Source organism: Alistipes sp. dk3624, assembly GCF_009557455.1.
GTDB classification, from domain to species: Bacteria; Bacteroidota; Bacteroidia; order Bacteroidales; family Rikenellaceae; genus Alistipes_A; species Alistipes_A hominis.
Window position 1 is genome coordinate 322,044 of the sequence record NZ_CP045651.1, and the last position, 25,327, is coordinate 347,370.

At 53.1% G+C, this 25,327-nt stretch carries 17 protein-coding genes and 3 tRNA genes; 10 read left to right on the forward strand and 10 right to left on the reverse strand.

The genetic code is table 11. The annotated features are described in order from the left end of the window. The first annotated feature begins 63 nt into the window (after positions 1–63). The 5 genes from GFH31_RS01495 to GFH31_RS01515 all read left to right on the forward strand — a co-directional run bounded on the left by GFH31_RS01495 (position 64) and on the right by GFH31_RS01515 (position 6,828). Positions 64–1,587 carry a peptide MFS transporter gene (locus GFH31_RS01495; protein WP_153498403.1) on the forward strand — a complete coding sequence of 508 codons (1,524 nt, stop codon included), beginning with the start codon at positions 64–66 and terminating at the stop codon, positions 1,585–1,587. Positions 1,588–1,630: 43 nt separating this feature from the next. Beyond that, entirely contained in the window at positions 1,631–2,941 is a 1,311-nt protein-coding gene (locus GFH31_RS01500; protein ID WP_172970813.1) for an acetylxylan esterase, read from the forward strand. A 127-nt stretch (positions 2,942–3,068) separates the two neighbouring features. Then, positions 3,069–3,842: an MBL fold metallo-hydrolase gene (locus tag GFH31_RS01505; protein WP_153498401.1), complete on the forward strand. Its 774-nt coding sequence runs from the start codon at positions 3,069–3,071 to the stop codon at positions 3,840–3,842. Between the two features lie 4 nt (positions 3,843–3,846). Further along, positions 3,847–5,958: a B12-binding domain-containing radical SAM protein gene (locus GFH31_RS01510; RefSeq protein WP_118457268.1), complete on the forward strand. Its 2,112-nt coding sequence runs from the start codon at positions 3,847–3,849 to the stop codon at positions 5,956–5,958. Between the two features lie 57 nt (positions 5,959–6,015). After that, complete coding sequence (locus tag GFH31_RS01515) at positions 6,016–6,828, forward strand: SDR family oxidoreductase (RefSeq protein WP_118656876.1); 813 nt, start codon at positions 6,016–6,018, stop codon at positions 6,826–6,828. Between the two features lie 184 nt (positions 6,829–7,012). Here the strand turns inward: GFH31_RS01515 and uvrA are convergent, their stop codons facing one another. Both uvrA and GFH31_RS01525 read right to left on the reverse strand, forming a co-directional pair. Beyond that, entirely contained in the window at positions 7,013–9,838 is a 2,826-nt protein-coding gene (gene uvrA / locus GFH31_RS01520) for an excinuclease ABC subunit UvrA (protein ID WP_153498400.1), read from the reverse strand. 28 nt (positions 9,839–9,866) lie between these two features. Beyond that, entirely contained in the window at positions 9,867–10,769 is a 903-nt protein-coding gene (locus GFH31_RS01525) for a lytic transglycosylase domain-containing protein (protein ID WP_101573237.1), read from the reverse strand. Between the two features lie 167 nt (positions 10,770–10,936). On the opposite strand from GFH31_RS01525, the gene GFH31_RS01530 reads away from it, so the two are divergent. Next, positions 10,937–11,779, forward strand: coding sequence for a S1 RNA-binding domain-containing protein (locus tag GFH31_RS01530; protein ID WP_153498399.1), 843 nt, complete (start codon positions 10,937–10,939; stop codon positions 11,777–11,779). A 25-nt stretch (positions 11,780–11,804) separates the two neighbouring features. On the opposite strand, the gene GFH31_RS12790 is transcribed toward GFH31_RS01530, so the two are convergent. Beyond that, complete coding sequence (locus GFH31_RS12790; RefSeq protein ID WP_101573241.1) at positions 11,805–12,077, reverse strand: hypothetical protein; 273 nt, start codon at positions 12,075–12,077, stop codon at positions 11,805–11,807. A gap of 593 nt (positions 12,078–12,670) precedes the next feature. On the opposite strand from GFH31_RS12790, the gene GFH31_RS01540 reads away from it, so the two are divergent. The 3 genes from GFH31_RS01540 to mobV all read left to right on the forward strand — a co-directional run bounded on the left by GFH31_RS01540 (position 12,671) and on the right by mobV (position 16,273). Beyond that, the gene (locus tag GFH31_RS01540) at positions 12,671–13,903 is read left to right on the forward strand and encodes a site-specific integrase (protein WP_004293706.1); all 1,233 of its coding nucleotides are present in this window, start codon (positions 12,671–12,673) and stop codon (positions 13,901–13,903) included. Positions 13,904–13,920: 17 nt separating this feature from the next. After that, on the forward strand, positions 13,921–14,313 hold the full coding sequence (locus tag GFH31_RS01545) for a hypothetical protein (protein ID WP_004293707.1): 393 nt from the start codon (positions 13,921–13,923) through the stop codon (positions 14,311–14,313). A gap of 592 nt (positions 14,314–14,905) precedes the next feature. Then, complete coding sequence (mobV, locus tag GFH31_RS01550) at positions 14,906–16,273, forward strand: MobV family relaxase (RefSeq protein ID WP_008999098.1); 1,368 nt, start codon at positions 14,906–14,908, stop codon at positions 16,271–16,273. A gap of 197 nt (positions 16,274–16,470) precedes the next feature. Here mobV and erm(F) read toward each other — a convergent pair whose 3' ends face one another. Next, positions 16,471–17,271 carry a 23S rRNA (adenine(2058)-N(6))-methyltransferase Erm(F) gene (erm(F), locus tag GFH31_RS01555; RefSeq protein WP_153498398.1) on the reverse strand — a complete coding sequence of 267 codons (801 nt, stop codon included), beginning with the start codon at positions 17,269–17,271 and terminating at the stop codon, positions 16,471–16,473. 245 nt (positions 17,272–17,516) lie between these two features. On the opposite strand from erm(F), the gene GFH31_RS01560 reads away from it, so the two are divergent. Continuing rightward, complete coding sequence (locus GFH31_RS01560; protein WP_004293712.1) at positions 17,517–18,242, forward strand: toxin-antitoxin system YwqK family antitoxin; 726 nt, start codon at positions 17,517–17,519, stop codon at positions 18,240–18,242. 362 nt (positions 18,243–18,604) lie between these two features. Here the strand turns inward: GFH31_RS01560 and GFH31_RS01565 are convergent, their stop codons facing one another. The 6 genes from GFH31_RS01565 to GFH31_RS01590 all read right to left on the reverse strand — a co-directional run bounded on the left by GFH31_RS01565 (position 18,605) and on the right by GFH31_RS01590 (position 25,169). Beyond that, positions 18,605–20,926 (reverse strand): GH92 family glycosyl hydrolase, encoded by a 2,322-nt coding sequence (locus tag GFH31_RS01565; RefSeq protein WP_101573243.1) that lies wholly within the window; start codon positions 20,924–20,926, stop codon positions 18,605–18,607. Between the two features lie 675 nt (positions 20,927–21,601). Further along, positions 21,602–21,673 (reverse strand) — tRNA-Thr (locus GFH31_RS01570). A gap of 112 nt (positions 21,674–21,785) precedes the next feature. Then, a complete protein-coding gene (locus tag GFH31_RS01575) occupies positions 21,786–23,177 on the reverse strand; it encodes a DUF5723 family protein (RefSeq protein WP_070103357.1) in 1,392 nt (463 codons plus the stop codon). A gap of 36 nt (positions 23,178–23,213) precedes the next feature. Continuing rightward, on the reverse strand, positions 23,214–24,914 hold the full coding sequence (locus tag GFH31_RS01580) for a DUF4621 domain-containing protein (protein WP_118457260.1): 1,701 nt from the start codon (positions 24,912–24,914) through the stop codon (positions 23,214–23,216). Between the two features lie 68 nt (positions 24,915–24,982). After that, a tRNA-Gly gene (locus tag GFH31_RS01585) sits at positions 24,983–25,055 on the reverse strand. Positions 25,056–25,086: 31 nt separating this feature from the next. Then, positions 25,087–25,169 (reverse strand) — tRNA-Tyr (locus GFH31_RS01590). Positions 25,170–25,327: the final 158 nt, after the last annotated feature.

The following is a 25,327-nucleotide window of genomic DNA, read 5'->3' on the forward strand; positions in this document are numbered from 1 at the left end:
TCCGGACATACGGCTCCGGAGACCGGCAGGGCTGCCGGCGCCAACCTAAACCACTGATGTATTATGTTTAAAAACCACCCTAAGGGATTGCTTCCCGCTGCGCTGGCCAATATGGGCGAGCGCTTCGGATTTTATACCATGATGGCGATCCTCACGCTGTTTTTGATGTCCAAATTCGGACTCGACAAAACCAATGCCGGACTGATCTACTCGGTATTCTATTTTTCGATCTACATTCTCGCCTTCGTCGGCGGGCTGATCGCCGATAAGACCCGGAATTACAAGGGAACCATTCTGGTCGGGCTGATCGTTATGGCGCTGGGATACCTGCTGATCGCCGTCCCTACGCCGACTCCGGTCCGGAACGTACCGTTGTTCCTGACCGTCACCTGTGTCGGCCTGTTTACGATCGCCTTCGGCAACGGTCTGTTCAAAGGCAACTTACAGGCTCTGGTAGGACAGATGTACGATAACGAGAAATACGAAAAAATGCGGGATTCGGGGTTTTCGCTGTTCTACATGTTTATCAACGTCGGAGCTATTTTCGCGCCGCTCGCCGCCGTGGGCATGAGAAACGGCTGGTTGTCCTCGCAGGGATTCCTGTACGACCCGGATCTGCCGGAGTTGTGCCACGGTTTCCTGAGAAACTCGCTTTCGCCGGAAGCTACGGCGCGGTTTCAGGAGCTCGCCGCAACGGTCAGCAAAAACAGCGCTCCGACCGACATGACCGCATTTGCCGACGGGTATCTGGGCGCTTTCGCCACCGGATTCCATTTTGCTTTCGGGATCGCTATTTTCGCCATGTTGATTTCGCTGGTCATTTACCTGGCCAACAAACGGAAGCTGCCCGACCCCCGCAAATTGACCGCTTCCGGAGCGACTTCCGACCCGCATACGGTGCGTATGGCCGCCGCCGAAGTGAAAAAACGGATATGGGCTTTGATCGCCGTTTATGCGGTCGTTATTTTCTTCTGGTTCTCTTTTCACCAGAACGGGCTGACGCTTACTTTTTTCGCAAAAGATTACACGCTGCTGAAAATCGGTTCGCTCGATCTTTCCGCAGAGATATTTCAGTCGATGAATCCGTTTTTCGTCGTATTTCTGACGCCTGCGGTGCTGGCGTTTTTCGGATGGATGCGGGCCAACGGCCGGGAACCGTCCACGCCGGCTAAGATCGCCATCGGGATGGGAATCGCCGCAACGGCCTACCTGGTCATGATGCTCGGCTCGCTGAATCTTCCGTCGGCGGCCGAGGTCGAAGCGATGGGAGGACTGCCCGATTCGGAAAGCGTCACCCCGTTTCTGCTGATCGGCACTTACCTGATACTGACGATCGCCGAACTATTCATCAGTCCGCTCGGCATATCGTTCGTGTCGAAGGTGGCTCCGCCGCAATACCAGGGATTGATGCAGGGCGGGTGGCTCGGTGCCACGGCCATAGGCAATCAACTGCTGTTTATCGGGGCCGTTCTTTACCAGACGATCCCGATCTGGCTCACCTGGGGAATGTTCGTGGTCGTTTGCCTGATCTCGATGATCGTGATGTTCTCGATGCTGAAATGGCTGAACCGGATCACCAAACAATAGAGTTTAAACTTCCGAATAACCATAAAGCTACGAACTCATGAAAATGACAAAGTATTTGTCGCTGCTGCTCGGCATTCTGCCGACAGCGCCGCTTTGCGCGCAATGGGAACTGAACGAGGCGGACGGTTACCGGCTGATTGTTGTCACCGACCGCCCGGATGCCTTGTATGCCCGGGGGGATGAGATCCGTTTCATCGTCACGCTCGAAAAGGACGGCGCTCCCGTTAGCGGCGACCGGGTGGCGTGGTGCGTCACCAAAGACACCTGGGATCCGAAAACCGAGGGACAAGTGGCGATGCGGGACGGGAAAGCGGTGCTGGGCGGCAACGTATTGCATGAACCCGGTTTTTTCCAGTGCATGGCGCGTTACGCGACGCCTCAGGGAACCGAACTGCATGCGATGGCCGGCGCGGCCGTCGATCCGGAGCAGATCGCGCCCAGTATGCCGGAGCCTAAGGATTTTATGAGCTATTGGAAACGCGAGATAAAGAAGCAAGCCAAAATACCGATGAACATCCGGGTGACCCGGGTGCCGTATCCGGAGGATCCGTCGGTCGAAATGTTCGACATTCAGGCCGACTGCCAGGCCGGAAACTTTTCCGCCTGCTATGCTTACCCGAAAGGGGCTGCGGACAAATCCCTGCCCGCGCTGGTCACGCTGAACGGGGCCGGAGTGAAAAGCTCGCGGCTGTACTGGGCGGCCTACTGGGCTAAGGACGGGTTGTGCGTCCTCGACTTTAACGTGCACGGGCTGCCGAACGGTCGGCCGGACTCCTATTACCGCCAATTGGAGGAAGGCGAATTGCATAACTATTTTTTGTTCGGACGCGACGACCGCAATACGATGTTTTTCCACGAAATGATCATGCGTCTGCTGCGAGCCATCGACGTAATCACCGTCCAACCGCAGTGGGACGGCGAGAACCTGATCGTGCAGGGTTGCAGCCAGGGCGGAGCGCAGGCGATCATCGCCGGAGCCCTCGATCCCCGGGTAGACCTGGTTTGTTCTGAAATTCCGGGGATGTGCGACCATACCGGTATGCTGGTCGGCCGGGTCAGTTGCTGGCCGAAGCTGGTTACGAATACTCCGAACGGGAAACCCGATCCGAAACGGCTGGAAGCGGCGCGCTATTACGACCTTGTCAACTTCGCTCGTCACGTCAAGGTTCCCACGTACGTGACGGTAGGCATGATCGATTCGGTGTGTCCGCCGACGACGGTTTATGCGATGTTCAACCAACTGCCGTGCGACAGGCATATTCAGCAGTTGCCTCTGGGACACGTTCAATCCGGAGAGGGCGAGAACAATTCGCGCAGGGCGATGCAGGAATTCCTCCGCAGGAAGCGCGAATAAGGATGCGGTCACTGTAAACCGATCGGAAAGGCCCGGAAATTCTCCGCGCCTTTTTCCGTTTTGCCGGCCGCCCGTTCGACGGGGATAATTTTTTGCTATCTTTGAAGTTAAATTTGCGAGACGATTTATGATCAGACTTACTTTTTTAGGAACGGGGACTTCTCAGGGCGTGCCGGTTATTTCGTGCGGCTGCTGGGTCTGCCGTTCCGACGACAGCCGCGACAAACGGTTGAGAACATCGGCCCTCGTGGAAACCGGCCGGACTACCCTGCTAATCGATGCTGGGCCGGATTTCCGGCAGCAGATGCTCCGCGAATCGGTCGGTAAGCTCGACGGCATCCTGCTGACACACGAACACAAAGATCATATAGCCGGGCTGGACGACGTGCGCGCTTTCAATTACGTTACCGGCAAGCCAGTCGATATTTATGCCGAAGAGCGGGTGCAACGGCGGGTGAAACAGGATTTCGACTATGCGTTTTCCGAAAACCCCTACCCGGGGGTTCCCGAGATCCGGCTGCATACGATTCTGCCGGACGCTCCGTTTCGGATCGGCGACGCCGAAATCGTTCCGATCCGCGGCATACATTATAAGTTGCCCGTTTTCGGATTCCGGATCGGCCGGCTCGCCTACCTGACCGACATGAACCGCATCGACGACCGCGAGCTCAAAAAGATCGAAGGAGTGGATACGCTGGTTATCAACGCCCTGCGAAAAGAACATCACCTGTCGCATTTCACGCTGGACGAAGCGTTGCATATCTGTTATCGGGTGTCGCCCCGTGCCGCCTACCTGACCCATATTTCCCACCAAATGGGCCGTCATGCGACCGAGGAAAGGGCATTGCCGGAAGGGGTGCATTTCGCCTACGACGGACTGACGGTCGAGATACCCGATTAACCGCATGGAAAGACTGTTATTGATTACGCCGCCGTTTACCCAGGTCAACTGTCCCTATCCGGCAACGGCTTACCTGAAAGGATACCTGGAACGGAAAGGTTTCCCGGTCGATCAGTTCGACCTGTCGATCGAACTGATCGGCGCGATCTTCACGAAAGAATTCCTGCAACGGCTTTTCGATCGTTATCCCGGCAGCGAGGACGAAAATATTCGGCTGATTTACCGGATGCGGGAGCGCTACACGGCGACCGTGGACGCCGTAACGGATTTTCTGCGGGGAAAGGACGGCACGCTGGCCACCCGGATCTGTACCGGAGAGTATCTGCCGCAAGCCGCCCGGTTTGGGGCCGTCGAGGACCTCGGCGATTATTTCGGAACGCTCGGCACGACCGAATGCGCCCGGTTTCTTTGTACGCTTTACATGCAGGATATCAGCGACTTCATCCGCGCGACGGTTACCGGAAATTTTGAGATCGTCCGTTACGGCGAACGGATTTCGCTGGCAATCGAATCGTTCGCGCAATTGGAGGCCGAACTGGCGCTTCCGCCGAATCCGATCGAAGAACGGATGAACGAATTATTAGGCGAGAGGATCGAAGTCCTGCGACCGTCTTTCGTCGGATTCACGGTGCCGTTTCCAGGTTGCCTGCTCGCCACGTTGCGCTGCGCCCAATTTATCCGCAACCGCTATCCCGGGATCCGGATTATCGTCGGCGGAGGATATCCGACGACCGAACTGCGCAGTATGAGCGACAAAAAGATTTTCGACTACGTCGATTATGTGATTCTGGACGACGGGGAAGCGGCGCTCGAAAGAATCCTCGTTTCCGGAGAGCTGTTGCATACTTATACGAGAGAAGGGTATCACGACGGAGACGAAACGATTACGCACCTGCAACGCGGTTGTCCCGATTTTGCCGACCTGCCGCACGACCGTTACCTGTCGCTGTTGGAGGTGACCAATCCGATGCATCGTCTGTGGAGCGACGGCCGCTGGAACAAAATGATGATCGCGCACGGTTGTTATTGGGGGAAATGTGCGTTCTGCGATACTTCGCTCGATTATATCCGCCGGTACGACAGCGTTCCGGCCGAATGTTTCGTGGACTGGATGGAGCAGGTAATCGCTCAGACGGGCAGTCGCGGCTTCCATTTCGTCGACGAAGCCGCCCCGCCCCGGTTGCTGAAAGAGATTTCGATCGAAATCCTGCGCAGGCGGCTGAACGTCGTCTGGTGGACGAACGTGCGCTTCGAGAAGAGTTTTACCGGCGATCTGTGCCAACTGATGGCCGCAGCGGGTTGCATCGCGGTGTCGGGCGGCCTGGAGGTCGCTTCGAACCGTTTGCTGAAGATGATGAACAAAGGCGTCGATATCGAACAGGCGACCCTTGCCATGCGGAATTTATGCGACGCAGGAATCCTGGTGCACACGTACCTGATGTACGGTTTCCCGACCGAGACACTGCAGGAAAGCGTCGATTCGTTGGAAGTCGTGCGGCAGTTGTTTCGCGCCGAACTGGTGCATTCGGCATTCTGGCACCGTTATGCGATGACCGTCCACAGCCCGAGCGGGCGGAATCCCGAAGAGTACGGAGTCAAACGGCGCAACGCCCATGTGCATCTGTTTGCCAATAACGAAGTGGCGTTCGTCGAAAACCGGGGATACAACATCCGCCAGGTAGGAGAAGCGCTGAACGAAGCGTTGGCGAATTACATGTACGGCAGCGGCATCGACCGGCCGGTGCACAAATGGTTTGCCGGGAAAGTGCCTCCCGCGACGGTGGACGCGACCCTGGTCGCCGACCAACTGATTAAACCCGACGCCGCCAGACTATACAACGAAAAAGCGCGGATAATCTGGATCGGCCTGCCGCCGGAACGCAGCGAAGAAGGGATTGCGCTGTACGGAGCCTCCGGTGCCAAAGTCGTCCGGTTCAAACCGCACGAGACCGCTTTTCTGTTGCGAATCATGTCGCTTGCTGCAGATCTGTCGCAGACCGTTACGTTCGGACAGGCCTCCAAACTTTTCGGTACGTATAGCGACGAATCGTTCGTCGCATTCTACCTGTCGAAAAAGTGGGATATATTGCGCTCGTTCGGACTGCTTCAGGTGTAGATTGCAAACGGCATTTTTTTATATAAAGAATTTGTTTATGTAAAATAGATTAATACGATGAATTTTAAAGATAAAGTAGTAATTATTACCGGGGCGTCGTCCGGAATCGGATATGCGCTGGTTTATGAATTCGCTTCGCACGGCGCAAAAATCGCGCTCGGAGCGAGATCGGAAGGGAAGTTGGCCCGGATCGCCGAAGATTTGGAGACGCGCGGAACGGAAGCCGTTTATGAGGCGACCGACGTGACCCGGGAAGCGGATTGCAGACGGCTGATCGAACGGACGGTCGAACGATTCGGCCGGATCGACATTTTGATCTGTAATGCGGGGATCTCGATGCGCGCGTTGTTCGACGACGTCGACCTGGATGTACTTCGTCAGTTGATGGACGTCAATTTTTGGGGAGCCGTTTACTGCACCAAATATGCCCTACCCTATCTGCAAGCCTCGAAGGGATCGATCGTCGGCGTATCGTCGGTGGCCGGTATCCACGGCCTGCCGGGACGCACGGGCTATTCGGCTTCGAAATACGCGATGACGGGATTTATGGAGACCATCCGTATTGAAAACCTGAAAAAAGGCGTGCACGTAATGATCGCGGCCCCCGGCTTCACGGCGTCGAATGTCCGCTTCTCGGCATTGACGGCCGACGGATCGGCTCAGGGCGAATCTCCGCGCGAGGAAGAGAAGATGATGAGCGCGGCCGAAGTCGCGCACCGGATCGTTCGGGGAATCAGCCGTCGCAAACGCACCCTGTTGATGGAATTCAACGGAAGGGCTACGATGTTGATTAAAAAATTTGCGCCCGGATTGCTGGATAAGCTCTATTACAACCACATGGCCAAAGAGCCGGACTCTCCGTTCAAATGACGGACGGTAGTTATCGACAGGTTGTAAACATTCTGTCGACCGATTTCGATAAAACTACAAACAACAAAAGAGCGCTTATAAACATAAAGCGCTCTTTTGTTTATAGTTTGTCAACTTGTTTTCAACAATGAGAATAGGATCGCGGACAGCCGCGAATCGCATTGTCCGCAACAGCGACAGAAGGTTAACGTTTCAATAACGGTTTCAGGAATTGTCCCGTATAGCTTTTCTTAACGGAGGCGACCTGTTCCGGCGTTCCGGTTGCGATCAGGCGCCCGCCTCCGGAACCGCCCTCCTGGCCGATGTCGATCAGGTAGTCCGAGACCTTGACCACATCCAGGTTATGTTCGATCACAATCACGGTGTTCCCTTTGTCTACCAGCTTGTTCAGTACGTCCAGCAATACGCGCACATCTTCGAAATGAAGCCCGGTAGTCGGCTCGTCCAGAATGTAGAGCGTCCGGCCGGTATCGCGTTTGGCCAGTTCGGTCGACAGCTTGATCCGCTGGCTTTCGCCGCCGGACAGCGTCGTACAGGGCTGGCCGAGCCGCAGGTATCCGAGGCCCACGTCCTGGATTGCTTTCAGTTTCATGTGAATCGACGGGATCGCTTCGAAAAATGCGGCCGCCTGGTTGATCGTCATGTTCAGCACGTCGTCGATGTTCTTCCCTTTATATTTTACTTCGAGCGTCTCGCGGTTGTAGCGGTGTCCGCCGCAGACGTTGCACTTGACGTAGACGTCGGGCAGAAAATTCATCTCGATCGTTTGTACGCCGGCTCCTCGGCAGGCTTCGCAACGGCCCCCTTTCACGTTGAACGAGAAACGTCCGGCTTTGAATCCGCGGATCTGGGCGTCGGGAGTCGATTCGAACAATTTGCGGATATCGCCGAAGACGTTCGAATAGGTCGCCGGATTGCTGCGCGGCGTCCGCCCGATCGGCGATTGGTCGACGACGATCAGTTTGTCGATGTGCTCAATACCCTCGATCCGGTCGTGTTCGAGCGGCTGTTCATAGGAGTTGTAGAGTTCACGGGCAATGGCATACCGCAGCGTGGCGTTTACCAGCGAGGATTTGCCGCTGCCGCTGACCCCCGTCACGCAGATCATCTCGCCGAGCGGAAAATCGACGGTTATATTTTTCAGGTTATTTCCCCTCGCCCCGTGTACCACGATGTGTTTTCCATTCCCCGTGCGGCGTTTTTCGGGCAGTTCGATCCGCCGGCGGCCGGTCAGGTAATCGGCCGTGATTCCGCCGGACTCCATAACCTGTTGCAACGTTCCGGATACCACGACCTCTCCGCCGCGGACACCGGCTCGCGGCCCTACGTCCACGACCCAGTCGGCATTGCGGATCATGTCTTCGTCGTGTTCCACGACAATTACCGAATTCCCCGCGTCGCGCAATGCCTTCAGACTGTTGATCAGTTTGATATTGTCGCGCTGATGCAATCCGATGCTCGGTTCGTCGAGGATGTAAAGCACGTTGACCAGTTTCGACCCGATCTGAGTCGCCAGTCGGATCCGCTGGCTCTCCCCGCCGGACAGCGAACGCGAACTGCGGTTCAGCGACAGGTAGCCCAGTCCGACGTCCAGCAGAAAACGAAGTCGTTCGCGGATCTCTTTCAGGATTTCGTGTGCGATCTGCTCCTGTTTTTTCGAAAGGCGTTTTTCGATGCCTTCCATCCAGAGGGCGAATTCCTCGATACTGAGCGCCGACAATTCGGCGATGTTTTTTCCGTCGATTTTGAAATAGAGCGCTTCCTTGCGTAGCCGGCTGCCTCCGCAGACGCTGCATACGCGCCGGACGACGAATTGTTCCTTCCATTTGTCCCCTTTGCTGGACGCAGAATCGTCGCGCTGCTTCTCTATATAATCCGCTACGCCTTCCCACGAAACCATGTAATTGCCCGTACCGCCCAATTCGCGCGCATCGATTCGCAACGGTTCGCTGTCTCCGTACAACACGGCATTCAGCGCCTCCTCGTTCAGCGATTCGATCGGATCGTCGATCGTAAAGTCGTATTTCCGTCCCAGGGCTTCCAATTCGGCGAAAAGCAGGTTGTTGCGGTAGCGCCCCAACGGTTCGACCCCGCCGTCGCGGATCGATTTGCCGCCGTCGGGAACGATCCGCTCCATATCGAACACGGCCTCTTCGCCCAGCCCGTTGCAGTGCGGGCAGGCCCCTTGCGGCGAATTGAACGAAAAAGAGTGCGGAGCCGGCTCGTTGAACGCGATTCCGCTGGTGGGGCACATCAGGTGCCGGCTGTAAAACCGGACGTTATCGTCGTCGTAATCGTACACCATCATCGTGCCCTTCCCTTGCTGCATCGCCTCCTGCAAGCTTTTCAGCAAACGGCTGCGGACATCCGGTTTCACGACGAGCCGGTCGACGACCAGTTCAACGTAGTGGATCTTATAACGATCGAGTCGCAACCCCGCGAAAATTTCTCGGATTTCGCCGTCGACCCGGGCATACAGATAGCCTTTTTTAGCCAATCCTTCGAACAATTCCCGGTAATGTCCTTTGCGACCGCGCACCAGCGGAGTCAACAAGGCGATTTTCCGACCGTCGAAGTTCCGAAGGATCAGATTGCCGATCTGATCGTCGGTATGGTGTACCATCTTTTCGCCCGTTACCGGAGAATAGGCATCCGACGCGCGGGCGAACAGCAGCCGTAGGAAGTCGTTGATTTCGGTTACCGTTCCGACCGTCGAACGCGGATTTTTGTTCGTAGTCTTTTGCTCGATGGAGATCACGGGACTCAGCCCGGTGATCTTGTCCACATCGGGACGCTCCATCGTTCCGACGAACTGCCGCGCATAGGTCGACAGCGTTTCCAGATAGCGGCGCTGTCCTTCGGCATAGATCGTATCGAAAGCCAGCGACGATTTCCCTGAGCCCGAAAGCCCCGTTATGACGGTCAGCGAATCGCGGGGAATCTCCACATCCACGTTTTTCAGGTTGTGTACCCGCGCTCCGTATATTTTTATCGTATTGTTCTCAGACATTGTATTTTCTTCACGCCCCGCGTCCGGATTAATCGTCGGTACGGAATCCTCCGTTGGGCACCTTGATAACGAAACTGCGGCGCGCTTTATTATCGTAATCGTAATCGCGTATCCAGTGGTTCAGTTCCCGCAACATCTTGTAGGTCGTCCCGTTGCTGCGCGCTACGGCGGACCAGTCGATGGCCGCATTGTCCACGGTGACCTCGTGGTAATCGGTCAACGGCTGATAATAGTCCTCCCGTGCGATCCGGTATCCGTAGGTTTCCGGGTCGGAAGCGATCAGTTTGAAAGCGAGTACCCGGAAAACATACCGCATGGTCTCGTCGGGCAGAAACAGGTCGTAATAGGAATTCACGCCCTGTTTTTCGAGACGCCTGGAGACGCCGGCTATCCCCGCGTTGAACGATGCCGCCGCCAGCGTCCAACTGCCGAGACGGGCTTTCGCATCCGCCAAATACTTGCAGGCGGCTTCGGTCGCCCGTTCGATATGGTAACGTTCGTCGACGCCGCCGGACATGAACAGTCCGGCCGATTTGGCATAAGGAGGCATCAATTGCCACAGTCCGGCGGCCCCGGCTCCGGAACGGACATCCGGATCCAGTCCGCTTTCGGCCATGCAGAGGTATTTGAAATCGTCCGGGATACCGTATTTTTTCAGGATCGGTTCGATCACCGGAAAGTAGCGCGTCGTCGCCAGCAGCGTTTGCGTCGTCCGCGAGTGCAGGTACATCGTCGTCAGCACTTCGCGCAGCAGGCTCTCACGGGTATCGTAATTTCCGAGCGGCACCGGCTCGCCGGCAAAATTCAATTCGCGGGGAAGCGACGGAACGACGACCGGAGCGCACGGATCGGTCGTCGCAGGCATCAGCGGAGGTTGGGCGCAAGCCGCTACGGAAACCGTCAGCAGGAGCGTACAGATAACGTATTTCATAGGTGTTCGATTTCTGATTAACATACAAAGATACGAAAATATTCGCTACCGGAAGCCCCGGCGAAGCCGCGCAATCCCGATTTAACGGTAACGCCGGCAAGTTTATTGAGCTAAAAAAGATGATATGTGCCGGAAATAACTTATTTTTACGAAAAATAATTTCCATCATGTTAGTAGCAGGTCATTATTATACGCTCAAAGTCAATCGGATTTCGGACTACGGACTCTATCTCGCGGACGAAGACGGGAACGAAGTGCTGTTGCCGAATCGTTACGTATCCGTCGATTACAAACCCGGGATTTCGCTGGAAGTTTTCATTTACCACGATTCGGAAGACCGGTTGGTGGCTACGACCGAACGCCCGCTGGCGACGGTCGGCCAGACGGCCTGCCTGAAAGTGGTCGATAAAACGGTTCACGGAGCATTTCTGGACTGGGGGCTCCCGGCCAAAGACCTGTTCCTGCCCAACCGGAATCAGTCGTCGCGCCTGGATATCGGGAAAAAGTATCCGGTCTACCTCTATACGGATAACATTACCGGACGCGTCGTTGCGACGACTTACCTGAAAGGATTTATCAACAACGTCGAGCTGACGGTATCCCCGCGCGAGGAAGTCGATATCCTGATAGCCACCGAGACTCCGATCGGATTCCGCGTCGTGATCAACGACCGGCATTGGGGTATGATCTACCGCAACCAGATTTTCCAGCCCGTAGCGGTCGGCGATCGAATGAAAGCTTACATCGTTCGCATTACCGACGACAATCGGGTTGACCTCGCCTTGCAGGGCCAGGGGTACGACGAAGTTAAAAAATCGGCCGAGCGGCTGTTGGAGATCCTGCGTAAAAACGGAAATGCGCTGCCGGTGAATGACGACAGTAAACCCGAAAAGATCCGGCAACTTACTCAGATGAGCAAAAAAACGTTCAAGCGCAGCGCCGGTTACCTGATGAAACAGGGGAAGATCGCCATGGACGGACAACAGATCCGTCTGACCGAATCCGACTGACGGGCGGGTTTACAATAAATCTATTTTAAAAATCGTTAATTATAACGGTATTTTTAGTCCATTTGGATAATTCGGAATTGTCGGAGGCATGACAAATGAACTGGGTCTCGATGCTGTTGCACGCCTTGTTGAATTTGCACACCATAACAGGCTTTTTTCCGTCGTTTCCGGGATTCGGCTTAGACTGCAGCAGTACGTTGTACTTCAGCGTGCGATCGTCATCCCGGACTATAACGGCGCTCGCCATGTCATTACCGGACGGCAAATGATAAATTTCCAAAATGACATATCTTTCCATAACCGCAAAACCGATTTACAACCGGCGCCCCTCCGGTTTTTTGCAACAAAAGAAAAGCGTGGGCCTGTAGACTTATTCAAGCTGATAAGGTTCTGGCAAACCTGCGAATGTTAAATAAGCAACAGCCCACGCTATACTTAACAGTATAGGACGTGAGAGAATTTTGCTTATTCTCCATTCTTTTGAATTTACCAGATTCTATCAACGAGAATAAAGCCTAACACTTTCCGTGTTCAAACAAGCTCGTCGCCCGAAAGCAACGAGACAAAATTAACATTTTTTTCAAACACTCCGTGCAAAATTCCTTTTTTTGGGCTGTTGCTATAATAAACACATAGCGAAAAAGTAAATTTGGGTAAAACGTAGCGAATTAGCTGATACAGCGTTCGTTACGCTTTGTTTTTCTATGGGACAGAGCCAACGAAATACCACCTCGAAGCCAAACAGCGCAGAAGTTCAGTTACCACCTCATTACCCCCGTAACGGGTGTGAATTTCTTGCTAAATGGTTCTGTTTCTGCGATTTGCGTAATTTTGCATAGCAGTCGGTAACTCACTAATAACTAATTTTGTAACCAAAAAAAGGAGTGAGTTATGCGTAGTACATTCAAGGTATTATTTTACGTGAAGAAAGGCAGCGAGAAGCCGAACGGCAACCTGCCTTTAATGTGCCGTATCACGGTGGACGGCGAGATTAAACAGTTCAGTTGCAAGATGGACGTTCCCCCACGGCTGTGGGACGTGAAGAACAACCGTGCTTCGGGCAAGAGCGTCGAAGCGCAGAGAATCAACCTTGCGGTAGATAAAATCCGTGTGGAAGTAAACCGCCGCTATCAAGAGTTAATGCAGACGGACGGTTATGTTACCGCCGCCAAACTCAAAGACGCCTATCTCGGTATCGGCGTCAAGCAGGAAACTTTGCTGAAGCTGTTCGAGCAGCACAACGCCGAGTTCGAGAAGAAAGTCGGGCACAGCAGGGCGCAGGGTACATTTACCCGTTATCGGACGGTCTGCAACCATATTCGGGAGTTCCTGCCCCATACCTACAAGCGTGAGGATATTCCATTAAAGGAACTCAACCTCACGTTCATCAACGACTTCGAGTATTTTCTGCGCACGGAGAAGAAATGCCGCACCAATACCGTGTGGGGCTACATGATTGTGTTGAAACACATCGTTTCCATAGCGAGGAACGACGGGCGTTTGCCCTTTAATCCCTTTGCGGGATATATCAACTCTCCCGAAAGCGTGGACAGGGGCTACCTCACCCAAACGGAGATACAGACGCTCATGAACGCACCGATGAAGAACGCCACCCACGAGCTTGTACGGGACTTGTTCGTCTTTTCTGTTTTCACGGGTTTGGCGTATTCGGACGTGAAGAACCTCACCGCCGACCGCCTGCAAACATTCTTCGACGGCAACCTGTGGATAATCACCCGAAGAAAGAAGACCAACACCGAATCGAACATCCGCCTTTTGGACGTTCCCAAGCGTATCATCGAGAAGTACAAGGGGCTGGCAAGGGACGGTCATGTTTTCCCCGTTCCGAACAACGGCAGTTGTAACAAGATACTCAAAGATATAGGCAGACAATGCGGCTTCAAGGTACGCTTGACCTACCATGTCGCACGCCACACGAACGCCACGACCGTACTTCTGTCGCACGGCGTACCCATCGAAACGGTGAGCCGCCTTTTGGGGCACACGAACATAAAGACCACCCAAATTTACGCCAAAATCACCGCCCAGAAGATAAGCCAAGACATGGAAACCTTGTCGCACAAGTTGGAAGATATGGAGAAGAATATCTGCCGAGCCATCTAATTAAGAACAGAATACCGATGAAAGAAGAAAGGAACATTATCACGATGGACGGGCAGGGCAATATCTCCCTGCCGAGCGATATAGGCGCAACCGCCATGACCGAGCGGGAAATCTGCGAACTGTTCGGGGTTATCGCCCCGACGGTTAGGGCAGGGATAAAGGCACTCTGCAAAAGCGGAGTTTTATCTATATATGACATAAAGCACATTATCCGCCTATCGGACAAATACAGCGCGGAGGTTTACAACCTCGAAACGATAGCCGCCCTCGCTTTCCGTGTCGAATCGTTCGGGGCGGCGAAAGTCCGCAGGGCATTATTAGAGAGGATTATACACGGGCGAAAAGAGAAAACGACGGTATTCGTGTCGGTTGTTTCGGACGGCAAGCCCAACAGCCGTTGGAAAGCATGATGATATACCAACATACCAACATGCAAACGTACCAGCATACCAGCATGCAAACATGCAAACCTATCACTATGGTGATATATATTGCAGGGTCTATTTCTCTTTTCAGAGGAAAGCGGAGCAATCGTTTTCGTTTACAAAGGCAAAGCAAGCACGGGGCTTTACGTCGGCTAAAAGGTCAGGCGGCTGCGCCGTTTCCCAATAAATCTTCCTCTCGCTTCGCTGCGAGCGTATTTATCGGGAAAACCTTGTATCCGACCGCCCCGTGCAAAAGAGCCTTTGAAAACGGAAACGACCGCCCCGCCACCCACCGACCGAAAGGAAAAAAATAAGGTGGGGTTACGGGCAAGCAGGCGGCAGGGACAGCCATAGCCGAAAGGCAGACGGGCAGGCAGACGGCACGCCGCAGGGTATTTACGGAGAAAATACCGTAGCTTATTAGGGAATTTTCCGAGCCGCAATACTACGTATCGCTGAAAATTCCCCAATAAGGCAAGGGGTAAGCCCCTCTGCACACCCCATCGGGGACGGCATTTGCCGCCCCGAAGATACGAAAAATCATTGTTTCACAAGTCAAGGAAGAAAGGAAAAATATATGGGTTTCGTAGTTTTACACATGGAAAAGGCGCACGGCAGCGACAGCGGAACGACCGCACATATCGAGCGTTTCATCATACCGAAGAACGCCGACCCCACACGCACGCACCTAAACCGCAGGCTTATCGAATACCCCGACGGGATAAAAGACCGTTCGGCGGCTATACAGCAGAGATTAGAAGAAGCGGGGCTGACACGCAAAATCGGAAGCAACCAAGTACGGGCAATCCGCATCAACGTATCGGGAACGCACGAGGACATGAAGCGGATAGAGGAAGAGGGGCGTTTGGACGAGTGGTGCGCCGACAATCTGAAATACTTCGCCGACACGTTCGGAAAGGAGAACATCGTGGCGGCTCACCTGCACAGGGACGAGGAAACGCCGCACATACACGTTACACTCGTCCCCATCGTCAAGGGAGAGCGCAAGCGCAGGAAAAGGGAGGAACAGACGAAGAAGCGATACCGCAAGAAGCCGACCGACACCGTGAGGCTGTGCGCAGACGATATTATGACACGGCTGAAATTGAAGTCCTACCAAGATACCTATGCCGTGGCGATGGCGAAATACGGGCTGCAAAGGGGCATAGACGGCTCGAAAGCTCGCCACAAGTCCACGCAGCAGTATTATCGGGATATACAGAAACTCTCCGACGACCTCAAAGCGGAAGTGGTGGATTTGCAGCAGCAGAAAGAAACGGCACAGGAGGAACTAAGACGGGCGAAAAAAGAAATACAGACCGAGAAGCTGAAAGGGGCGGCAACCACCGCAGCCGCCAACATCGCCGAGAGCGTCGGTTCTCTTTTCGGCAGTAACAAGGTCAAGACGCTGGAAAGGGAGAACACCGCCCTGCATAAGGAGGTAGCCGACCACGAGGAAACCATCGAAGCCCTGCAAGATAGGATACAGACCATGCAGGCAGACCACAGCAGGGAGATACGGGAAATGCAGCAAAAGCACGGCAGGGAGATAGCCGACAAGGACACAAGGCACAAGCAGGAAATATCGTTTCTGAAAACGGTAATCGCAAGGGCGGCAGCATGGTTTCCCTATTTCCGTGAAATGCTCCGTATCGAAAACCTCTGCCGCCTTGTCGGGTTCGATGAAAGGCAGACCGCAACGCTCGTCAAGGGAAAGCCGTTGGAGTATGCAGGGGAACTCTACTCGGAGGAACACGGACGGAAATTCACGACCGAAAGGGCAGGTTTCCAAGTGCTGAAAGACCCCACGGACGGGACTAAATTGGTTCTTGCCATCGACCGAAAGCCCATTGCCGAGTGGTTCAAGGAACAGTTCGAGAAGTTAAGGCAGAACATACGCCGACCTATACAACCGCAAAGGAAAGGCAAGGGATTCAAGCTATAAATGTTAAATCCTGCCCGATTTGCCGAAAAAAGTGCGGTACGCTGTTCGTGGTGTACTGCACTTTTTTTATATTTGTTCGCAAGGTGATATACTTGAAGAAAATAACAGCCGATTTCGCTGTTAGCACAATGTTATGCGGCAGCTTAAAAGACGACACCAAACCAGAAAAATCATCTTGACAACCACCCGACTTTGAACTACGAAGGATGAAATTTTTCAGGGACAACTTCCAGCATTTCCAAAAAACAGTTTACCCATTGACTTGGAGACAAACAAACAATTTGAGCATTAAGGTTTAAACCGAATTTTTCCGAAATTGACCTGACCTGACTTTTCCTGAAAATCGACTTTAAAGCTGTTTTTACAGATAAATCAGGTTTCTCTAACAGACAGGAAATAAATGCTAAGTATTTGGCTTTAAACTTAAAATCAAAAAATAACTGTTTTCTTTTAATGTTTAACAGGGCTGATTTGACAGTTGGCGGTGGAAAGAAACTTTCAGGACCTACCTCATAGACAAGTTTCAAATCAAAAAAAGTATGATAGAAAACGGTATATGGATTGTAAAGCTTCCTCGAAAATAACTTTTGTGTAGGTTCTAACTGAAGGACAATGGAACCTCCCAGAAAATTTCCAAGACTCTCAAACATCAGGATTTTGAAAATATCGGAAGTAATGCCATAAGGAATATTTGACACCTCTTTGAAAGGAAATTTCGGAACTGCAAAATTCCTAAAATCACAACCGACAACTTGAACATTTCGGGCATCAGAAAATAATTTTCGTAAATGTTCAACCAAAGCTGTGTCGTTTTCAATAGCAACAACATTGTTGGCGATTTTTAATAAATGAACAGTAAGAAACCCCTTGCCTGCCCCAATATCTAAAACCGTATCCTGATTACTTATATTTGCTTGTCTTATTGCATCTTTTATTAGCACTTTATCAATAGTAAAGTGCTGACCCGTAAAACGAACGGGCAATTTCTTTTTTGTCATTAGTAACTTCTTACAGGTGAATACTTGACTGCAAATTTAGTAACTTTGCAGCAGAAATTAACGAGAAAGAAGAGAAAATGAAAACCGACCGCATAACATCACCTATACGCAAGCAGGGGTTTCGTGCTTCGTAGGACAGTTAAGTGGTAAATTTAAAGTTCAGTTCTTCGTAGGAAGTTCAGTGGTTAAAATCCCTGCCTGCGTATAGCTGAGAACCGTTATCAACCTCGAAAAGCAAAAATACAATGAATAGAATATTAACACTATACCTCTTTTTGCTATTGTGTGGCACGGCTTCCGCACAACAAATAGTAAAATGGGACGATTTACAGACTATAACGGATAACGCACGGCGCACGGTCTATTATGAAAAAGGCAGTAAACAGCCGTTGCAGGGAGAATATCGCATTATACGAGGGCTTGACGAGGAGCGTGTTAAACTTTCCGACGGCATAATAAACGGTGATTATCTCCGCTATCGTGATGGGGTACTGCGTGAATCGGGCATATATGCCAAAGGAAAGCGCAACGGCATATTCACGGAGTATTACCAAGATGGCGTTACTCCCCGAAAAGAAACACCCATGCAGCAAGGCAAGATAGACGGAACTGTAAAGACCTATTTTCGTAACGGCAAAATAGAAATCGAAAAGGAGTATAGGCAGAGTGTGGAGAGCGGACGGGAACGCCGCTTTGACAGCAAGACGGGTGAGCAGATTTTTGAATCTCATTATATAGACGGCAAAAAAGAGGGTGAGGAATGGGAAATATTCGAGGATGGGCGCACGCTTCGCAGCAGGACTACACGACACTACCGTAACGGAAAACTTGACGGCTTTTATCGTGTGGAATCGACACGGGACGGAAAACCCTATATAACCATCGAGGGGCAATACACCGACGGCGAGAAATCGGGACGTTGGAAACAGTACAACGCCACCGATGACACAACCCATGAATGGGATGAATGATTTTCTTTTTTCGCAAGTTGATTTTATAAAATTGCCACCGAAAGTTCGTACTTTCGGAAAAAGATGTTATATTTGCAAATGAAAGAGTTATTTGACAGCATAGCAACGCAAAACGCTGAAATTCGCACAGTTGCTAAATCGTTACTTCTATTTCTCAAATAATTCGCTAAAAGTTTATTTCTCAATCGGTTAAGTCAAACCGAGAAAAATCTATAATAAAAATAGCACAATCTTTCGAAAAATCCGCTATTTTATATTTATAAGATCATTGTAAATTAAATAAATATTGTCCGATATTTTGTTAAACTGAATCCTCGATTTTCCCGAAACGGCTCTTCCCGCCAGTCAACGGCCTCATTGTATTATTTGTCAGCCGGTTGCCCGGGCGATACCGGATGCTTCCTTTCCGTCGAAAACGAATACGGAAAATCTTCCGGGGCGATTCCCCGCTTTTTATTCGGAACGCGATCCATCTTCACCTGCAATTTACCTCCCCGCAGCAGATTGCCGTGGGTAAGGTAATTTTTCGTATATTTTTCTCCGTTCAGCGACGCGGAGCGGATGTAACGGTTCCCGGGGCCGTTCTCCGGCGCCTCGATCGTGAACAACTTCCCGTTTTCGAATCGGAGCACCGCCTTGCGGAACAACGGCGCTCCCATTACATACTGGTCGGTACCCGGACAGACCGGATAAAAACCGAGGGCGGAAAAGACATACCAAGCCGAAGTTTGCCCGTTATCCTCGTCTCCGCAGTAGCCGTCCGCCCGGCTGTTGTACAAACGGTTCATCACCTCGCGGAGCCAGTACTGCGCCTTCCACGGCTGGCCGGCATAATCGTACAGGTAGATCATGTGCTGCACCGGCTGATTGCCGTGAGCGTAGTTTCCCATATTCATCACCTGCATCTCCCGGATCTCGTGGATAATTCCGCCGTAATAGCTGTCGTCGAACAGCGGCGGAACGTTGAATACCGAATCCAGCATCTGCACGAAACCGTCCGGACCGCCCATCAGATCGACCAACCCCTGCGGGTCGTGAAAAACGCTCCAGGTATAGTGCCAACTGTTCCCTTCCGTGAAAGCGTCGCCCCACTTCAGCGGCGAGAACGGGCTCATAAACGCCCCGTTGCGGTTGCGGCCGCGCATCAGACGGGTCTCCGGATCGAACAGGTTCCGGTAATTCATCGCCCGCTTCTCGTACAACTCGACTTCTGACCGGGGCTTTCCCAATGCTGCGGCCAGTCGCGAAATGCACCAGTCGTCGTAAGCATATTCAAGCGTGCGCGCGGCGCTTTCATTGATTTTGACATCGTAGGGAACGTATCCCAGGCGGTTGTAATATTCGTATCCGAGGCGTCCGGTAGAAGACACTTTCGGATGAACGGCCTGCGTGCCATGCACCAACCCTTCGTACAGCATTTCCGCATCCCCGACCTTCACGCCTTTGAGGTAAGCGTCCGTTAGTACGGAAGCCGAATTGTTCCCCACCATGCAGCCGCGGTGACCGGGACTCGCCCACTCCGGGAAAAAACCGCTCTCGCGGTAGGTGTTCAGCAATCCTTCCTGCATCTCCCGACTCTGCGACGGATACATCAGGTTCAGCAGCGGAAACAGGCTGCGGAACGTATCCCAAAAACCGGTATCCGTGTACAGGTAGCCGGGCAACACCTTCCCGTTGTACGGACTGTAATGAACGACCGTTCCCCGCGCGTCGATCTCGTAAAATTTCCGCGGAAACAGCAGCGACCGGTACAGGCAGGAATAGAACGTGCTCAGTTGGTCGTCGCTGCCGCCCTCTACGTATATGCGGCTCATCGCTTCGTTCCAGGCCGATTTCCCCTGCGCGACGATCCGGTCGAACGAGTTACGGCCGAGTTCCTGCAGGTTCAGCTGCGCTTGCTCGAAACTGATAAAAGAAGAGGCTACCCGCGCATGCACGACCTCTCCGCGCCGGGTGCCGAATCCGATGACGGCTCCCGTATGATCGCCGGTTTGCTCCGAAGCATCGGTCATCGAACCGTTGACGACCGTTTTGCAGAACGTGAACGGCTTGTCGAAAACGATAACAAAGTAGTTCTTGAAATTTTTCGGAACGCCGCCGCTGTTGCGGGTCGTATAGCCGATGATCTTGTTCTCCTCGGGAATGACGCGCACGAAGGAACCCCGGTCGAAAGCATCGACGACTACGTACGAGTCCCCTTTCGGAAACGTAAAACGGAACATGGCGGCCCGGTCGGTCGGGGTGATTTCCGTCGTTACGTCGTAATCCGCCAGATAAACGCTATAATAGTACGGCTTGGCCGTTTCGGCTTTGTGCGAAAACCAGCTTGCCCGTTTGTTCTCATCGAATTCGGGGCGGCCGGTCAGGGGCATCAGCGAGAACTGTCCGTAATCGTTGATCCACGGACTGGGCTGGTGCGTCTGTTTGAATCCCCGGATCTTATCGGCCGTGTAAACATAAATCCAGCCGTTTCCCATTTTGCCGGTCTGGGGCGTCCAGAAGTTCATGCCCCACGGCCTGGCGATCGCCGGATAGGTATTGCCGGTCGACAGTTCGTAAGTAGACTGCGTTCCGATCAGCGGATTGGCGTATTCTACCGGATCGAAAGCGCGCTCCTCGCCACGGGTGTGCATCGTAACAAGCACGGCCGTCGCCGTGAGGCACAATATCTTCGTTATCTTCATATCGTTATTACTTTTTGTCCGGCACGGAAAACGTCGCCGTGGCGCAGTCCGTCCGGCTCATCAATCTCGTCTTTGAATACGCCGTCGGCATTCGCTTCGCGCACGATAGTTTCTTTTTCGTACCGGAGCGCTACGTACTCCGGTCTGCTGCCGGTATCAAATATAGGATATTTTTCCGAAATAACACAATCGAACACGGCCGACTGTCGTTCGAAATCTTTCTGCCTTTTTACGGAACGGCTCGTTTTACGCCCTTTAAAAACGAAAACGGATCGCGGATTCGGCCGGTACGGAACATAATTTGCACAGGCGTACCGAAAACGACTCGATGCAAAAAGGAAGACAGGAAGCGTTTAGCGGCGGGGTGCTGTTTGCGAGCGCCGTTGCCTTCCGGATGCGGGAACGCGCCCTGATCCGGTCGCCGTGACGCTGAACAACGGCAGGAAAAAAGCGCTCTACCAACTCAGTATCGCGGCGATCTTCGTCCATATCGCGATCTCGATCGGCTGCTACGTCGTCGTAGCGGCCGTCTGGCGGTTCCGGCGAAAAAACTGGAACGGTCGATTGAAAAATAATGTTACCGAATCGCCCTTTCGCAAACGAAGCGAATCTAAAATCGTCCGTCGAACGGAATACGTAAAAAGGACGCTGAAAAGCGTCCTTTTTATGACCGTGAGCTGTTTACGAGACTTGAACTCGTGACCTCTTCCTTACCAAGGAAGTGCTCTACCACTGAGCTAAAACAGCAATATTTCATATCGAAACCTCGGGTGCGGCACCTTTGGTTTTGCGGGGACAAAAGTAATATTTATTTTTAAAATACCAAAACTTAGCCCGAATTATGTACGAAGAAATTCGATTACCGCCGACATTGCCGTTCTTTCCGGAGCGGAACGCTGAGCCCGAAGTACAGATTGGCCGCGGAAGCTTTGATCGGAATGAACTGCGGATTCACCTTGGTAAACATATAATCGCTGCCGACAAAGAAGTTGATCCACGACGGGCTGAAGTTAAGCGCGAAACCGAACGTCTTGAAAGCGCTGTGAACGAACGAATAGCTGACCGTCGCGGCGAACCAGTCGATCGGACGATAATTGACCGAAGCGGTCAGTTCGGTATAGATTTTCGGCTTGTAGATGCGGGTGCTGGAAAGCAGGCCGAAGCCGACCCGGTTCTGCGCTACGGAATACTCGGCGCCCACGTTGATCGTACTGCGCAGCAATGTAGTGCGACTCCGCGAAGGGGTCTCCGAAAAATGAAACAGGTTTTGCAGGTTGCCGGTCAGGTCGTCCATCTGGTCGCTCATCGAGTTGTCCGGCTGATCGTCTCCGATCGGCAGGTCGAAACCGTCGAAATCGAAATCGCCCTTTGCCGCGCCGTTGACCGTCGAGCGTTTGCTCCACGTAATGAATCCGAAATCGATCACCGCTCCGGAAACCGTAAAATTGTCCAGTACTTTAAAGGTCGCTCCGAAATCGATGGCGCTTCCGTAACCGGCCGCTCCGGGCGAATGATAGTCGAACCCGTCGATGTATTCCCGGTCGTTCTTGTCGGTGCTGAATTTCGGGCGCAGCCCCTGTACCGAAGCGGACATATACCCTTCCGAAGTAATCCGCCATGCGTCCCCGTTCATAACGGCGTGCAGATTATTGAAATAGACGTCCGCATTGCCGGCTCCGACCAAGAACTTATATTTTCCGCCGATCGTCCAACGACCGTTCAGCGGGTGCGAGTATCCGACCGATACATCTACGTAAAAGTCGGCATATACGTGCAGTTTCTTGATATCGTAAGTCGTTCCTTCCAGCCCCGAGCCGTATTTCATGAATTCGAACAGCGATTTGGGAACGTTGCCGCTGACGGTTCCCTTGACTCCGATACCGATCGTCCAGAAACCGTGCCCGGAAAACCAGCCGGCCGAAACGATCTCGGTCGCTATGTCGGCATTCAACTGGTTGTTCGTCTTAAGTCTGCGCAGGAAAGATTCAGCAGGAACCGACGGGTCCATAAAAGTCACCAGGCGTCCGTCTGTCCGGTAAAACAGATCGCCCAGAGCCATGCCGTTCGAGGCGTACATCGCCGAAACGGAACCCGCGGCCGGGATGGCAACGAATCCCCGGACCGGACGGAAGGCCGGATTCATCGAGGTTCTCAGCGTAGCCTTGTCCATAAAATATGCGGTGCGCAGTTGCTGTGCCGCAGCCGTCAGAAAACCGCACGACAAGCAGGCGAGCAATAGGAATTTCTTCATAATCGGGTCGGGAGTTTATAACCTCTTTCGGTTGTCTTATTCGTTGGTGGTGATATTGATTCCTCCGCTCTTGCGAAGTTTCAGCGTCAGCTTGGCCTGCTGATCCGGTCGCAGGTGCCGTCCGGCCAGCGCGTCGTCGCAATAAGCTTCGAGCCGGATGCGGAGGTTACGGGCATTTTTCATTTTAGGCATGTCCGCTTCTGTAATGACGAACGATACATCGCTGACTTCGCCGTCGGTTCCCAGACCGCCGCCCTTGACCTTTTGCGGCTCGAAATCGATTCCGACCGGAACGTCCGCCGCATCCGTAACGATCAGGTTCATATCGAAATTCAGCGGCAGGGAGTTGGTCACACGACCGTAAATTTCGGCCGAGCCGCCGGAAAACAGGTAATCGATCAGATCCGCGTCGAATACTTCGTCGACCGTCTGATCGGTCTGTCCTCGGAAATCGGCGGCGGGAGCGAGCGGAATCTCGGCCGTGTAGGCGATCCGGGCGAAAGCGTCTTTCGGATAGAAGCAGGCGCGCGAATCGGTCAAGTCGGTATCCGTGCGTACCTCCGTACGAATCGCTATATCGTCCGGAGAGATCCGGATCAGATCGTTGACCGGACATGCCGTGAATGTATATTCCGCCGGAACGTCACGGTCGGAAGCGCCGAGCCAGATGTTGCTGACGGCGGTTTGTCCGTAAGCGCCGGGAGCATTCATCGTGATGCGGTCGACCGTAACCGACTCCGTAGCGCCGGAGCGATCGTTGACCGAAGTCATCGCGAACGATGCCCGTAGCGGGATCCCGATGTTGCTCTGCGCCGTCAGCCGGATGCGCGGATCGGCAAAGCTCAGCACGTTGTCGTCGCCGTCGAACAGGTCGTCGAGTCCTTCGGTCGCGATATCAACCTGTCCCGCCGTAAAATTATCGTCGATCAATCCGTAAATCACCCGGAAGTCGGGCGACGAGATCCCCCCTGAAATTCGGAGCCCGGGACTCCCCGAAACGGACAGCGAAGAACCCTTTTTGATCCGGAGCGAAGCGTTATACGCGATCCGGTCGTCCGCGCCGACGACCGCTTTTTGCAACAGGAGGCGTACCGTTTTCTGGCTGCCGGCCAGTTCCCGCATCGGGATCGTACAAGTATATTCGGAACCGGTGAAACTGCCATCCTGCCCGGTTTCGGCAGCCAGGCGGTATCCTTCCGGGAAAGATGCGCGGAACACCATTTCGGCATCTCCGCCGTCGAGCCGAAGGTTGTCGACGGAAAGTTCCAGTCCGAGGCGCGACGCCCCGTTGCGGTTATCGAACAGAACGGAATCGAGCCGGGCGATATCGTCCGTCGTCAGGTTGAGTTCGACGGCGGATTCGCCGAGTTCGATCTCGGCATCCTCCGGATAATCGTGGGGATGTTTTCCCGGGACGAGCGGAATGTCGAGCCGGGATTCCGGAAATTCGGAATCCCCGAAACCCACTCCGCCGGGCATATCCACGTCGATCCCGCCGGAATACCGCGCCACGTAATTTCCGGCGTCGTCGATCGTGATCTCGTCGTTATCCCCGACGTTGATAATATCTCCCGCAGAAATAACTCCCGTCCCGAGCGGCAGGGTCAGGTCGTTTCCGATCGTAATATCGTCCGTATCCAGATCGGACAGATCGTATTGCTTGTCGATACACGAATATTGCCCCGCGAAAATTGCAAGAACAGCAATTCTGCAGGCTCCTCGTAGTATATTTACCATGTCGTTCGGGATTAGCGTATGTAACAGGATACGAAAAAACCGCTCTATGAGCGGCCCTGTGAAATCAGAGCGGAAGACGAGATTCGAACCCGCGACCCTTAGCTTGGAAGGCTAATGCTCTACCGACTGAGCTACTTCCGCAAAATCATGCCGGTATACACCGGATTACGTGTGGGCGGAGATGGATTCGAACCACCGAAGTCGAAAGACAGCAGATTTACAGTCTGCCCCATTTGGCCACTCTGGTATCCGCCCGTTTTATAAGAACCGTTTCGAAAAACCGCCGCCGTTTTCCCGGCCCGGCGGGCACAAAAGTAAAAACGATTTTTGAATTCTGCAACGACCATACGCTGTTTATCGAACTTTTATACGTATTTTATCGTTTCGCAGCACGTTTCGCCGCATCTATAAAT

Bases quoted from the DNA above. Each gene is read 5' to 3' on its own strand.
- GFH31_RS01495 (WP_153498403.1), top strand. From the start codon at position 64: ATGTTTAAAAACCACCCTAAGGGATTGCTTCCCGCTGCGCTGGCCAAT.
- GFH31_RS01500 (WP_172970813.1), top strand. From the start codon at position 1,631: ATGACAAAGTATTTGTCGCTGCTGCTCGGCATTCTGCCGACAGCGCCG.
- GFH31_RS01505 (WP_153498401.1), top strand. From the start codon at position 3,069: ATGATCAGACTTACTTTTTTAGGAACGGGGACTTCTCAGGGCGTGCCG.
- GFH31_RS01510 (WP_118457268.1), top strand. From the start codon at position 3,847: ATGGAAAGACTGTTATTGATTACGCCGCCGTTTACCCAGGTCAACTGT.
- GFH31_RS01515 (WP_118656876.1), top strand. From the start codon at position 6,016: ATGAATTTTAAAGATAAAGTAGTAATTATTACCGGGGCGTCGTCCGGA.
- uvrA (WP_153498400.1), bottom strand. From the start codon at position 9,838: ATGTCTGAGAACAATACGATAAAAATATACGGAGCGCGGGTACACAAC.
- GFH31_RS01525 (WP_101573237.1), bottom strand. From the start codon at position 10,769: ATGAAATACGTTATCTGTACGCTCCTGCTGACGGTTTCCGTAGCGGCT.
- GFH31_RS01530 (WP_153498399.1), top strand. From the start codon at position 10,937: ATGTTAGTAGCAGGTCATTATTATACGCTCAAAGTCAATCGGATTTCG.
- GFH31_RS12790 (WP_101573241.1), bottom strand. From the start codon at position 12,077: ATGGAAAGATATGTCATTTTGGAAATTTATCATTTGCCGTCCGGTAAT.
- GFH31_RS01540 (WP_004293706.1), top strand. From the start codon at position 12,671: ATGCGTAGTACATTCAAGGTATTATTTTACGTGAAGAAAGGCAGCGAG.
- GFH31_RS01545 (WP_004293707.1), top strand. From the start codon at position 13,921: ATGAAAGAAGAAAGGAACATTATCACGATGGACGGGCAGGGCAATATC.
- mobV (WP_008999098.1), top strand. From the start codon at position 14,906: ATGGGTTTCGTAGTTTTACACATGGAAAAGGCGCACGGCAGCGACAGC.
- GFH31_RS01560 (WP_004293712.1), top strand. From the start codon at position 17,517: ATGAATAGAATATTAACACTATACCTCTTTTTGCTATTGTGTGGCACG.
- GFH31_RS01565 (WP_101573243.1), bottom strand. From the start codon at position 20,926: ATGAAGATAACGAAGATATTGTGCCTCACGGCGACGGCCGTGCTTGTT.
- GFH31_RS01575 (WP_070103357.1), bottom strand. From the start codon at position 23,177: ATGAAGAAATTCCTATTGCTCGCCTGCTTGTCGTGCGGTTTTCTGACG.
- GFH31_RS01580 (WP_118457260.1), bottom strand. From the start codon at position 24,914: ATGGTAAATATACTACGAGGAGCCTGCAGAATTGCTGTTCTTGCAATT.